The 14,004-nt window shown below is 37.6% G+C and carries 11 protein-coding genes; 4 read left to right on the plus strand and 7 right to left on the minus strand.

Annotation, left to right across the window (positions count from 1 at the left end; translation table 11 throughout):
- The first annotated feature begins 131 nt into the window (after positions 1–131).
- The 3 genes from HNP36_RS14525 (at position 132) to HNP36_RS14535 (ending at position 5,477) form a co-directional block, all read left to right on the plus strand.
- Entirely contained in the window at positions 132–2,330 is a 2,199-nt protein-coding gene (locus tag HNP36_RS14525) for a M1 family metallopeptidase (RefSeq protein ID WP_184165038.1), read from the plus strand.
- A 296-nt stretch (positions 2,331–2,626) separates the two neighbouring features.
- Positions 2,627–3,454: an endonuclease/exonuclease/phosphatase family protein gene (locus tag HNP36_RS14530; RefSeq protein WP_184165041.1), complete on the plus strand. Its 828-nt coding sequence runs from the start codon at positions 2,627–2,629 to the stop codon at positions 3,452–3,454.
- Between the two features lie 157 nt (positions 3,455–3,611).
- On the plus strand, positions 3,612–5,477 hold the full coding sequence (locus HNP36_RS14535) for a M1 family metallopeptidase (protein WP_184165044.1): 1,866 nt from the start codon (positions 3,612–3,614) through the stop codon (positions 5,475–5,477).
- 55 nt (positions 5,478–5,532) lie between these two features.
- Here HNP36_RS14535 and HNP36_RS14540 read toward each other — a convergent pair whose 3' ends face one another.
- The 7 genes from HNP36_RS14540 to clpB form a co-directional block, all read right to left on the minus strand.
- A complete protein-coding gene (locus HNP36_RS14540; RefSeq protein WP_184165047.1) occupies positions 5,533–6,549 on the minus strand; it encodes a zinc metalloprotease in 1,017 nt (338 codons plus the stop codon).
- Positions 6,550–6,810: 261 nt separating this feature from the next.
- Positions 6,811–7,452: a response regulator transcription factor gene (locus HNP36_RS14545; RefSeq protein ID WP_184165050.1), complete on the minus strand. Its 642-nt coding sequence runs from the start codon at positions 7,450–7,452 to the stop codon at positions 6,811–6,813.
- On the minus strand, positions 7,449–8,120 hold the full coding sequence (locus tag HNP36_RS14550) for a sensor histidine kinase (RefSeq protein ID WP_228456381.1): 672 nt from the start codon (positions 8,118–8,120) through the stop codon (positions 7,449–7,451). The genes HNP36_RS14545 and HNP36_RS14550 overlap by 4 nt, the downstream gene beginning before the upstream one ends.
- A gap of 89 nt (positions 8,121–8,209) precedes the next feature.
- Positions 8,210–8,863, minus strand: a complete 654-nt coding sequence (locus tag HNP36_RS14555; protein ID WP_184165056.1) for a hypothetical protein — start codon at positions 8,861–8,863, stop codon at positions 8,210–8,212.
- A gap of 32 nt (positions 8,864–8,895) precedes the next feature.
- Positions 8,896–9,429, minus strand: coding sequence for a hypothetical protein (locus HNP36_RS14560; protein WP_184165059.1), 534 nt, complete (start codon positions 9,427–9,429; stop codon positions 8,896–8,898).
- Positions 9,430–9,609: 180 nt separating this feature from the next.
- Entirely contained in the window at positions 9,610–9,762 is a 153-nt protein-coding gene (locus HNP36_RS14565) for a hypothetical protein (RefSeq protein ID WP_184165062.1), read from the minus strand.
- A gap of 519 nt (positions 9,763–10,281) precedes the next feature.
- Complete coding sequence (clpB, locus tag HNP36_RS14570; protein ID WP_184165065.1) at positions 10,282–12,876, minus strand: ATP-dependent chaperone ClpB; 2,595 nt, start codon at positions 12,874–12,876, stop codon at positions 10,282–10,284.
- A gap of 471 nt (positions 12,877–13,347) precedes the next feature.
- Between clpB and HNP36_RS14575 the strand changes: the two genes are divergently transcribed.
- A complete protein-coding gene (locus HNP36_RS14575) occupies positions 13,348–13,926 on the plus strand; it encodes a TetR/AcrR family transcriptional regulator (protein ID WP_184165068.1) in 579 nt (192 codons plus the stop codon).
- Positions 13,927–14,004: the final 78 nt, after the last annotated feature.

A 14,004-nucleotide genomic window follows, 5' to 3' on the forward strand; every position in this document is an offset into this window, starting at 1 on the left:
TCCCTCTTCCAGCTTTCCTCATTAAATAACTCTAAATCAGATTAATTTAAATTTTGATAAAAGCATCCCGGATTTGTAACGATTCCGGGATTTTTTATAACTTATCACAGAAATATTATAAATTTCTCAGAATGAACTATAAACTTCCAGGCCTTATTGCAGTGGCAGTATTATCCTTATTTTCAGGATCTGCCTTAGCACAGGAAACTCCGAAATACAGTTATGTAGAGGCGTTCAAGCCCTTCTTCTATCCTCAGACAGGGACAGAAACCCGTTCGGCGAGTGGTCAGCCCGGTCATGCTTACTGGCAGAATTCGGCAGATTATGATTTAAATGTAAACCTTAACGAGGCTGAAAATGAAATTACAGGGACAGCGGATATTACCTATACCAACAACAGTCCGGATCAATTGAGTTTTCTGTGGCTGCAGCTTGATCAGAACCTGTTTGCAAAAGATTCCCGTGGTAATGCTGTAGTTCCGCCGTCAGGAAGCAGAAATGGAGCTCATGGAGAAGAGCTGGACGGAGGTTATAAAATAAAATCTGTAAAGCTGGACGGTAAAGATGTGAAATATACCATCACAGATACCAGGATGCAGATCGATCTTCCAAAAGAGCTTAAAGCTAAAGGCGGTGTTGCCAAGATTAAGATAGAATATTCTTTTATCTCTCCGGAATACGGCTCCGACAGGATGGGGGTGCAGGAAACAAAAAATGGTAAAATTTTCACAATTGCACAGTGGTATCCAAGGATGTGTGTGTATGATGATGTAATGGGCTGGAATACGCTTCCTTACGTAGGAGCATCAGAATTCTACCTGGAATATGGAAATATTACGGTAAATATTACAGTTCCCGCCAATCATTATGTAGTGGCATCAGGAGAGTTGCAGAATTACAAAGAAGTTTACAGCAAAGATGAAAACAACCGTTGGGAACAGGCAAGAAACAGTGATAAAACAGTAATGATCCGTCCGGAATCCGAGATCAGAAAAAATCAGGTTTCAGGAACCAAAACATGGAAATTCAAAATAGACCAAACCCGCGATTTTGCATGGGCTTCATCCCCCGCATTTATTCTGGATGCAGCAAGAATAAACCTTCCGAGCGGTAAAAAATCAGTTGCTATATCTGCCTATCCTGCAGAAAGTGCGGGCGAAAAAGCCTGGGGAAGATCTACAGAGTATACAAAGGCAGCCATTGAACATTATTCCCGGAAATGGTATGAATACACTTATCCCGCAGCAACCAATGTAGCAGGAAATGAAGGCGGAATGGAGTACCCGGGAATTGTTTTCTGTCATATGGATTCTGCAGGTGAAGATCTTTGGGGAGTTACGGATCACGAATTCGGGCATAACTGGTTCCCGATGATCGTAGGTTCGAACGAAAGATTATTTGCATGGATGGATGAGGGCTTCAACACCTTTATCAATGAACTATCCACAAAAGCTTTTAACAACGGAGAATACTACAGGAAAAAAGATATTGCCAGAACCGGAGCCTTTATGATGGGCGATAACATTGAACCTGTAATGGTAGGTCCTGATAATATGAAAGAAAGAAGTATAGGAATTCTTGCATACTTTAAGCCGGGAATGGGACTGCAGATTTTAAGAGAAACCATTCTGGGCCCTGAAAAATTTGATAAAGCCTTTAAAACTTATGTTGACCGATGGGCCTTCAAACACCCTACGCCCTGGGATTTCTTCCATACGATGGAAAATGTATCCGGAGAAGAGCTGAACTGGTTCTGGAGAGGATGGTTCATCAATAAATGGCAGATTGACCAGTCTGTTAAAGACGTAAAATACAACGGCGGAGACTTTAAAAACGGTGCCCAGATCACAGTTGAAAATATTGGACAGCTTCCGATGCCTACAACCGTTCAGGTGAAATTTAAAGACGGTACTAAACAGATCATTAAGATCCCGGTTGAGGTTTGGAAACGTAACACGGAATGGCTCCTTAAGCTGAATTCAAATAAAGAAATCAGTGAAGTGATGCTTGATCCGGATTCTTTGGTTCCTGATGTGAATATGAGCAACAATATCTGGCCTTCAGCGCAAACAAAGCCTGTTGAAAAGGTAAATACAAAAGATTTTGCCGGAACATACGGTACTAAAAGTGACCCGATCAAACTGGTATTTACCGATAAGAACGGACAGCTTTTTGCCAAAGCAGGCAACCAGCCGGAATTCCCTCTTGAATATGCCGGCGGGAACCAGTTTACCTTTAACGAAGCCGGAATAACGCTGGAATTCAGTAAAGATAAAAAAGACCTCATCTTTAAACAGGCCGGAAGAGAATATAAATTTACCAAAGAATAAAACATAGCTTTAATTCTTATTGAGAGACCTAAACTCCATGCATTTGGAGTTTAGATTTTTTGTTGGAAGAAAGTAGGGAAAGGAAGATTAGAGTTTTCAGTCTTATAAGTACTATTATCAGCAATGAAGTGATAAAACATTTATAAAGTTAAACTTCAATTGCTTCTTCCGGCTATTTTAACTTCCATCCTCCATCTTCAGACTTCCTTCCTTAAATTAATAATAATGTATTCCCAAACTGCATCACCTCTCACAAAGATGTTCTATTTTTGTTATTCTAATTTAAAAATAGGGTTATGAATTTCAGATTATCAATTTTATCCGTGTTGTTCTTTACATTAGGGTTTTCACAGTATCTTAAAGTGATGAGCTTTAATATCAGGCTGCAGGTAACATCAGATAAAGAAAATGCCTGGACAGAGAGAAAACAGGATGCCCTGGATCTGTTAAATTATTATCATCCCGATTATTTTGGGGTTCAGGAAGCGCTTCCTGAGCAGATGAAAGATATTAAGACAGGGCTTAAGAATTATGATTATGTAGGAGTGGGAAGGGACGACGGAAAAGAAAAAGGAGAGTTTTCAGCTATTTTTTATGATACAAACAGGCTTCAGGTTATAAAATCCGGGACATTCTGGCTTTCCGAAACACCGGAAAAGCCTTCAAGAGGATGGGATGCAGCGCTTAACAGAATTTGTACCTATGCGGTTTTTAAAGATAAAAAAACGAAAAAAGAATTCCTGGCAATGAATCTTCATTTCGATCATATCGGGAATGTGGCAAGAGTAAAATCTTCCGAACTTATCCTGAAAAAGATCAAAGAACTCAATCCTAAAAGCCTTCCGGTAACTTTAAGCGGAGACTTTAATTTAACAGAAGATTCAGAGCCGATAAAAATACTTTCACAGAACCTGAATGACAGCTTTTATCATTCTGAAACAAAACCTTACGGACCAAAAGGAACTTTTACAGCTTTCAATATCAAGGAAGTTCCTAAGGACAGGATTGACTATATTTTCGTAAAAGGATTCAGAATAAAATCCCAGAGACATATCAACGACAGACGGGAAAATCTTTTATATCCATCAGATCATTTTCCGGTATTGGCGGAACTTTCTTATTAATTCCGAACAGTTCACCGGAAAATCAACTTCAAATCCGATTCCTCTCAGGGATTGGATTTTTGTTTTAAAATCATTCATAAAATATTATTATAAAAGAAATAGCTGTTCTGTATTGCATTTTTGCTAATTTTGATTTTTGTTTAAAAAAATTGGAGATATGAAACGATTTCTTTATGCCCTGATAATAGCTGTTTCAATACAACAGGTTTCTGCACAGGAATTATATATGCCGAGAAATATTAAAAAAGCCTATGAAAAAGGAACCCGGGATATTTCCGGGGCTCCGGGCAAAAACTATTGGCAGAATAAAGGAATTTATAATGTGGAGGTAAAAGTGGATGCAGGAACCAAAACCGTTTCAGGAAAAGAAACCATCATGTACAGTAATAACAGTCCGGATGAACTTAAGGATCTGGCTGTCAGGTTTGTGAATAATCTTCATAAGCCACAGTCGCCGAGATCAGGTTTTGTGTCCAAAGATTTCCTTTCATCAGGTCTTCATATCAAATCATTGATGATAAACGGTGAGAAGTATGCGGTAAACAGTGATGACTGGAGCACAGTAGAAAAAGTAAAACTGAATAAACCGCTTAAAGCCGGTGGAAAAGCTGAGGTAAAAATAGAATGGGAATACCCGCTTTCCGTACAGAGTGGGAGGGAAGGGCAGATAGATCCCGAAACTTTTTACGTGGCCTATTCTTTCCCGAGAATTTCGGTTTATGATGATTACAATGGGTGGGATATGCTTCAGCACTCCGACAGGCAGGAGTTTTATAATGATTTTAATGATTATAGTTTTGCCATCAGTGCTCCTAAAAATTTTGTAGTATGGGCTACCGGGGATTTTCTGAATCCTGATGCTGTGCTTCAGCCGGAATATTTAAAAAGATACAAATCTTCCCTTAGAAATGATAAGGTTGTTCACATTGCCTCTGAACAGGAAATGAAGGCAGGAAAAGTAACCAAACAAAATAAATGGAACATTTGGAAATTCAAAGCCAGCCATATCACAGACTTTTGTTTTGCATTAAGTAATCACTATGTTTGGGATGCGGCAAGTGTTCAGTTAAAAACGAAAAGAGCGAGCGTTCAGGCAGGATATAAGGCGGGAGCTAAAGATTTTGAGAATTATGTAGACTGGATGCATTATAACCTGGACTGGTTCTCAAAGAAATGGCCGGGCGTGGAATATCCATATAACGTAATGACTGCTATTCAGGGATATGCTGATATGGAATATCCAATGATGATTAATGATACAAGTATTCCTGATGATCTTCGTGATGCAAGACTTACAGCAGATCATGAAATTGCCCATACTTATTTCCCTTTTTATATGGGAATCAACGAAACCCGCTACGCTTTTATGGATGAAGGCTGGGCAACAACACTGGAATACCTGATCGGAATTGATGAAAACGGTGAAGCTGCCGCCAAAGAGTTTTATAAAAATTTCCGTGTTAAAAGATGGATCAATGACCCTTCTGCTGAACAGGATCAACCTGTCATTACTATGAGTACGCAGGTAAGCGGAGTCGGATATGGAAACAATTCTTATGTAAAAGCATCCCTGTCTTATCTTGCATTAAAGGATTATTTGGGAGATGACCTGTTCAAAAAAGCCCTTCTTCATTATATGGATAACTGGAACGGGAAACATCCTGTGCCGTGGGATTATTTCAATTCAATGAATACAGGTTCCGGAAAAAATCTGAACTGGTTCTTTCAAAACTGGTTCTACACTAACAATTATATTGATTTAAAAATAACCGGAGCTTCACAGCTTAATGATCTTCTTACGGTAAATGTGGACAATGCAGGAGGTTTTGCCATTCCTTTCGATGCTGTACTGAATTATGAGGACGGGTCTGTAGAAAAGCTTCATTTCTCGCCGGCGTTGTGGGAAAAAGACCAGAACCAGGCAGATCTTACAATTCCTATTAAGAAGAAGGTGAAATCAGTAATTCTGGATGGAGATATCTTTATGGATTATACCCCTGAAAATAATACGAGATCATTATAAAAATAAAAGCCTGAAGAAATTCAGGCTTTTTTATTTAAAAATTAATCTGGATATATTATCTTAATCCTGCTCTTGGGCCAGCAGCGGCTACAACTGCCTGCATTCTTGTTTTCTGGTTGGCAGAGAACATGAACATCGCTTTATCATCCACATAATCCATGTAATTCATAAACATCTGAGAACGGCTTACTCCACCGCAAACTCTGTTTAAAGGATAAGTAGGTGTACCATAATTTGGTCCTGGAGACGTAGGAGTGTCGTTAGAGTAATCTGTCTGACAACCTGTGTTGGAAGATCCCCAAAGGTGAGGTAAATTCAGGTAGTGGCCTACTTCGTGGGTAACAGTTCTACCTAAGTTAAATGGAGCTGAAGCGCCTGTTTTTCCAATATACTGATAACCGATTACAAGACCGTCATACCATAATCCGGCAGATTCAGGGTAATATGCGTAACCCAGTGTTCCCGGCTGACTGTTCTCATCAAGAATTGAGTTAACAACCCAGATATTCAGGTTTTTAGTCGGGTCTGTAGCATTGATACCTCCTGTTGTAGATTTTTTCATCTCTTCAAGATCAGATCTCCAGCCTGTTTTTGTATATTGCTTACGGTTAGTTGCCACCAGTTTAAAGCTGATTTTAACATTACCGGCAGCAGAAGGCTGAAACGCTGCAGGAATTTTATTGATGTCAGAATTGGTAGCACCGTAATCTGCATTAAGTACCGCAATTTGTTCTGCAATTCTTGCATCAGAAACATTCTGGGCAGTTGTGTTATAGATTACATTGAAAACAACCGGAATTTCAACGGTTCCGTCCGCAAGCACTTTGCCTAGTACGGCATCTCTTGAGAATTTATCAGACTGTAATTCATTGGCCTCAAATCTTGCTCTTAATGCCGGATCATTTTTAAGATTTTTTTCTCTTATGAGATCGGAAGGGCATGCTCTTTTTGAATTTGTAAAGTTTGTTGGAGCACTTGAATCCTGGGATATATCCTCCTGGCTGGAAATATTATCACTGTTACAAGCTGACATGAAGCTCAGAACGAGAGCTCCGAATAATAGTTTTTTCATAAATAAATTATAAATGGTTTGGTCTCCAAATTTATATTATAAAAAACTAATAAACAAAATATTTTTTAAAATATTTGCATATTTTTCACTCAAAGCCGATGAATATTGAATATTGTTTATCTTTTGTAGTGTTTATGTGGATTTTAATCATATCACTACAGTGTGTTTAAAATATTTTATTTCAAAATATATTTTTGTTGAAAATAATTAACTTAAATATTTAAATTGATTTATATTTTTAATTTTATTTCTCTTTTTTAATCAGCCGGCAAAACCATTTTTAATAGCAAAAACTGCAAGGCCTACCCGGGTTTTAAGATCCAATTTATCACATAACTGATCACGATAGCTTTCTACCGTTCTTGGACTGCAGCACATTTTATCTGCAATTTCCTTGTAACTCAGCTCAGTGACGGTGTATTTCAGAAATTCTTTCTCACGGTCGGAAATTCTTACTGAATTCTCTGTTTCCTTGTCTTTGTTCATATTGGAAAATATGATCTTTGAGGCCCATTCCGGGTAAAAGAAGCCTTCGGAATCTAATTTTGTCAATGCAGTTTCCAGGTCTTTCGGATGGGTGTTTTTCAGCAGATACCCTTTTGCACCGTTTTTGATCATTTTAATGACGCTGTTGTCATCACCCTGCATGCTGAGTGCCATCACTTTAATGTCCGGATGATTCTGTGTAAGCCAGGCAGCGGTTTCGAAGCCGTTCATAATAGGCATACTGATGTCCAGCAGGACGATATCCGGAATCTGGCCATTGTCTTCAAATTTCTGAATGAGATCTTTTCCGTTTTCGCATACATAAATCACTTCAAAATCATTGAAATTATCAATGATCCCTTCCAAAGCTTTGGCAATAAGTACGTGGTCGTCAACAATCACTATGGTTTTTTTCATGGCTGTTTCTTTAAAATAATATTGAGTGTGGTTCCGGTATCTTCATGGCTTTCAAAGCTGAAATCAGCACCTATAATGGCGGCTCTATTCTTCATATTGGTGAGGCCAATGCCGTTTGATTTTATGTTGGTACTGTCAAATCCGGTACCGTCATCTTTAAGGTTAAGTTCCCAAAGTATATCGTCAGAAGTATTCAGTCTGATAAAAATATTTTTACAGTTTGCATGTTTGATGCTGTTCTGAATAAATTCCTGCGTAATCCTGAGTAATACGTTTTTATGAACAAAGCCCAGATCAAGCTGCTTGAAATTATGCTCAAAAGTTACATGACATCTCTTAAAAGCATTGGTATTGTCTACTTCTTCCTGAATCAAAGTTACAATTTCCTTTTGGTTTATATTATCGTCTGTCAGGGTCTTTGAAAGGCTTCTCAGATCCTGCAGCGACTGGTTGATGATCTGGGATACCTGATCGATCCTTTCACTTACCTCGGGAACCCGGTTTTCATAGAGAAGCTGTTGGGTGTAGAGGCTTACCAATGTAAGTTTCTGGCCGATATTATCATGAAGCTCACGCCCTATCTGCTGCATGGTAGCCTGCTGGATTTCAAGCTGTGTGGCAAGAAGCTCACGTTTATGAATTTCGTTTTTTACTTCAATTTCGTTCATGTATTCTTTTTTGCGCTGTTGGTATTTTCTTATGTAAACTATTACTGCGGATACAAACAGTACAAAGAATATGTTGAATAAAATTAATACTATGATGAGCTCTGTTTTCCCCATATGAATGAAATTGAAAATAATAGATACATGATAATTCCTGAAATGAGAAAATAAGAAAAATAGATGCTATAAAGTTCCCGGTATTCCTTAATGAGGTTAAAAAAGGTCCAGAAGGGAAGTGTTCCTATATAAAATAGCGTAACTCCCAGATTAATATAGAACATCTTATTTCTGCTGAAGTTCAGAATTTCGGAAGAATTAATCTGTTTATAATATTCCATGACTACCAGTACCATTAAGATGAGACAGCCTACTGTATAGTTAAAGGATAAAATAATCTTTTTGGTAGTGAAGAAGAATTCACTGGTTAAAAATGACAGCAGATATAAAAGAGACATGGTGTAAAATAACTTTGGTTTACCTAATGACTTTACAGCATATAGCCAGTAAAAGAAAAGAAACTCAAGGGGAATTACGAAATAATTATAAAATTTCTGCTTATTGTAATCTATGAATAAATCTCCCCATTTTCCCATTAATTCAGACAGGAACATAATGATAAGATAAATGGAAAAATACTTCCAGTACCCTTCTTCGTTATTACGGTTAAAGTAAATAACCGATATGAAAGCAGCGAGCCCTTCTGCCCAGATCATAGAATCCTGGAGTATTTTCTGAAATTCTGTCATTTTTTAATATGGGGGTAAGATAAATTAAAGTATTAAGGAAATTGCTCTGTTTTTGGACTTTCCGGTGGAGATAATACTCCGTGGTTTTCTGCAAGAGTCTCACCTTCATTGCTTCTTTTTGCTGTCATAGCTATTGCTGAATCAAAACCGGACGGGCAGAAATCATAGTTAAGCATTGCTCCTGTTTCGTCTTCTTTTTTCAAAGTAGGAACCAATACTAATGTGTGTCTTTGCGCATACTCTTTTTCTACAGGGTGGTTTTCCATAATAGCCCAGTCTTCAGCTTTTGGATAGGCTGCATAATAAAACCTGATCCCTAAATCGGCTTCAGAAACATTAGGGTTTGCATTTTTAGCCTCATTTTCTACGCAGGCAATAAATTTTTTCAGTTTAGGAAGGTCGAACCATATGGAGTGGGAGTCGGTAATTCCCAATTCTTTATTAACAGCCTCCATCTGATTGTCTCTGTAATTGCTGATCAGTTTTTTAACAAGCTCTGAAGCAATGGTGTTCTCTCTTGAAGCAGCTCCAAGTGATCCCCCCTCTAAAGTAGGTTCTGTTTTCATAACGGTAGTTTTATAAAAGAATATTAGTTAGTATGCAAATTTCGTAAAAAATAAGCAGTAAACTGATGTGTTTTTTCCCGTTTCTTTTTCCGTGGTTTTACGGATTGTATATTATACTGTAAAATGATAAAGCCTCCGGTTGAAATGGAGGCTCTGTTGGTAATGATTGTAATGGAAAGATTAAATGCAGGGATATCTTCTGGGATCTCTGCATATATTTCCTGTTGAGCAGCATAAACCTGCAGGGCAGTTCATGTCAATGTCACATTCTGTTATTACAGCGGATACACCACCGCTGATCTTTTTAAGATCGTTTCTTTTTAACTTTTTCATACTGATTTTGTTTTAGTTGGTAATTTTTTGGATGATAAATATACTTATATTTCACATGGTATTGATAAAATCCAAGTCATTATATTCAATGTTAGTCCAATATTTTTGCAGATATAGAATCTTATCATATGGTTTATTGTTAAAATACAAAACCTCGATATTATCTTTGTTATACTTCCCACAGATCTCACAGATTTATACAGATGATTACGTATGATTTTAGCAATTTCAAAAAAGTATAATATAAACATCTGTGTAAATCCGTGAAATCCGCGGTTTAAAAATCCTATATATTTTCTGAAATGAAAGTGTTCCGGCTTCATCATAATACTCATCTCCTTTTCTTTGCAATAAATAAAAGATTGATTTCCTATTAATCTACCGATATTGTATCAAAATCTCACATTCTAATAAATGTAAATTTGTATATCATGTCCAAATTTTAAATAAAAAAATAAGTGATGCAGAATTGGGCTGCACCACTTACTTACAAAAATAATATATATGAAAAAAACTACTTTATTGATCTGTCGGCCTGAAAACCAAGCCGGTTTCTTCGAAATAGTCCAGAGTAATTCTGTCTCCGTCATTTACTTTTCCTGCAAGAATTTCTCTTGATAATTTATTTAAAACTTCCTGTTGGATCACTCTTTTCAAAGGTCTTGCCCCAAAAGAAGGGTCGTATCCTTTATTCATCAGGTAATCTACAGCATCCTGAGTGGAGGTCATAATGATATTTCGCTTAGCCAGCATATCATTAAATCCTCTCAATTGATACTGAACAATTTTTCCGATCTCTTTTTTGTTCAGAGGCTGGAACAATACTACCTCATCTATTCTGTTCAAAAACTCAGGACGTAATGTCTGTTTCAGAAGGTCAAAAACTTCATCTTTAGTTGTATTGACGATCTCATCCTGATTTTCCTCTGTAATATTTTCAAAATTCTCCTGGATCAGATGGGAGCCTAAATTCGAGGTCATGATAATGATTGAATTCTTAAAGTTCACTACACGTCCTTTATTATCTGTAAGACGTCCGTCATCCAATACCTGAAGCAATGTGTTGAAAACGTCCGGATGGGCTTTTTCAATCTCATCCAAAAGCACCACAGAATAAGGTCTTCTTCTTACCGCTTCTGTTAGTTGGCCGCCTTCATCATAACCCACATATCCCGGAGGAGCTCCCACCAATCTTGAAACACTGTGTCTTTCCTGGTATTCACTCATGTCAATTCTGGTCATATTGTTCTCGTCATCAAATAAGAACTCCGCCAGCGCTTTTGCCAGCTCTGTTTTACCAACACCGGTTGTTCCTAAAAACAGAAAAGATCCGATCGGTTTTTTATCATCGCTTAATCCGGCCCTGTTTCTTCTGATAGCATCTGCAACGGCCGTAATGGCCTCGTCCTGTCCTACAACACGGTGATGAAGTTCGGTTTCAAGGCTCAGTAATTTTTCTCTTTCAGACTGAAGTAATTTGGTAACAGGAATTCCTGTCCATTTGGCAATGACTTCAGAGATGTTTTCAGAAGTAACCTCTTCTTTAATCAGTTCATTCTGGTGGTTTTGCATCTCCAGCTCCAGTTTCTGCAACGCATCTTCTTTTTCCTTTATTTTTCCGTACTGGATTTCAGCGACTTTAGCATAATCTCCCGCTCTTGAAGCTTTTTCCGCTTCCAGTTTCAGAGATTCAATATCTTTTTTAATCTGGGTTAAATCCTCAGATTTCTGTTTCTCTTTCAGCCATTTCGCATTGATCTCATTTCTTTCCTCCGAAATCTTTGAAATATCTTCTTTTACATGATCAATTTTGGTCTGGTTGCCTTCCCTTGAAATAGCGGCCAATTCAATTTCCAGCTGCATTAATTTCCTGTCCAGAACATCCAGTTCTTCCGGTTTTGAATTAATCTCCATTCTCAGTTTCGCGGAAGCCTCATCAATAAGGTCAATCGCTTTATCCGGTAAAAACCGGTCCGAAATATATCTCTGGGACATTTCCACCGCAGCAATAATCGCTTCATCTTTGATTCTTACTTTATGGTGAGCCTCATATTTATCTTTAATACCACGCAGGATGGAAATGGCAGACTCCGTATCCGGTTCTTCAACCATTACTTTCTGAAAACGTCTTTCCAATGCCTTATCTTTTTCAAAATACTTTTGGTATTCATTTAAAGTAGTGGCACCAATGGCTCTTAATTCTCCTCTGGCCAAAGCAGGTTTTAGAATATTGGCAGCATCCATTGCACCTTCACCGCCCCCGGCTCCCACCAAGGTGTGGATCTCATCGATGAAAAGAATGATCTGTCCTTCAGATTTGATCACCTCATTCACCACAGACTTCAAACGCTCTTCAAATTCCCCTTTGTATTTGGCTCCGGCAATCAACGCACCCATATCTAAAGAATATAATGTTTTGTCCATCAGATTTTCAGGAATATCCCCTGAAATAATACGGTGTGCAATTCCTTCAGCAATAGCGGTTTTACCTACTCCCGGTTCCCCAATGAGGATAGGATTGTTTTTGGTTCTTCTGGAAAGAATCTGTAATACCCGTCGGATTTCTTCATCACGTCCTATTACGGGATCCAGCTTTCCTTCTGCTGCTAGTTCGTTGAAATTTTTGGCATATTTATTTAAGGATTGATAAGTTTCTTCTGAGCTTGCAGAAGTTGCCTTACTTCCTTTTCTTAATTCTTTGATAGCACCTTCCAGAAGACTTTTCGTTACGCCCATATCCTTAAGCATTTTGGATACCTCAGAACTGGTTTCCAGTAAAGACAGCCATAAATGTTCAATTGTTACGTATTCGTCACCCATTTTTTTGGCAATGTTCGGGGCATCCAGCAAAATTTTGTTGGCTGATTGTGAAAGGTAAATATTCCCTCCCTGAACCTTTGGAAGCTTTTCAATATTTTCTCTGTTTCGCTCCCTTACCAGATTGGCATCTGCTTCAGATTTTTTTAATAGAAAAGGCGAAATATTTTCATCTGCCTGAAAAATACCTTCAAGTATATGTTGCGGCTCAATACTCTGGTTACCAAATTCCAGAGCAGTCTGTTGTGCTGCCTGGATGGCTTCCTGTGATTTTACGGTATATTGGTTTAAATTCATATTTTTTATGTTTTGTGTAATACTTTGTTTGGGTTTAGCTTTTAAAAAGACATCAAGAAACCAAATTGTAAGGCCCGGTTTCTTAATGCCATCAAGTTATTTAATCATTTAATCGGTTACATTATTTCAAAAATCATTCAATTATTAAATTTACAAAAAATATGGACAAAATTTCCGAATTATCTATTTTTAACGGTAAATTAACTTGACAAAATTTCCGATTCTTTTATATTTGTTTTGAAATAATGGAAAAACCGTCATATTCAGGAAAAATAATGATTGAATGAAAGACTGAAATTTTGTATTCAATTGACTTTTCGTATAGGCTTAACCGGAAATTCTCCTCCGCTGGAGGGGTGGCAAATCTTAGATTTGACGGGGTGGTTAACAAGAACTCCCGCTTTCTTGTTTAAAATCATAACGTTAAATTAATTTATTAATCTCAGAATAGTTATTTTTGCATTTTACCAGATGGAGCTTAAAGAAAAACAAAAGAAAATTTTAGACGCAGCGGTAGAGCTTTTCAAAGAGAAAGGTTATATGGGCAGTTCGGTTAGGGATCTTGCCACAAAGCTTAATATTAAGGCTGCATCGCTGTATGCCCATATCCGTTCAAAGGAGGAAATCCTGGAGTGGATCTGTTTTGGCATTGCACAGGAATTTTTTGATGAGCTTCAGGAAGTAAAAAGCACAGACATTGCTCCAAAAGACAAGCTCAATCTGCTTCTGGATAAACATTTATCGGTAGTTCTTAAAAACCGTGATGTTACCCACATTTATTCCAATGAATGGCGGCACCTTGAAGAAAGGCTTCCTGAATTTATTGAACTTCGGAAAAACTATCAGAACGAGGTGGAACAATTAATTTCCGAAATTTATAAAGCGGAAAACTGGGAATTGAAATCACCCACCTTTACTACAAGATTCATTCTTCACACTCTTAATAACTCTTATTTCTGGTTCAAAAGAAACACAGAATCTACCTCTGAAATTATGGATGAGATCAGGGCAAAACTTCTGTACGGCCTTCTGGGAAATCAAAAACAGTAAAACAAATAACTTTTATAATTACTTTTCACACCCTTTTATCCCTGGCCGCTATTTAGAATCATTCAAAATGTGATAAAA

It is taken from the genome of Chryseobacterium shigense, from assembly GCF_014207845.1.
Lineage (GTDB): Bacteria > Bacteroidota > Bacteroidia > Flavobacteriales > Weeksellaceae > Chryseobacterium > Chryseobacterium shigense_A.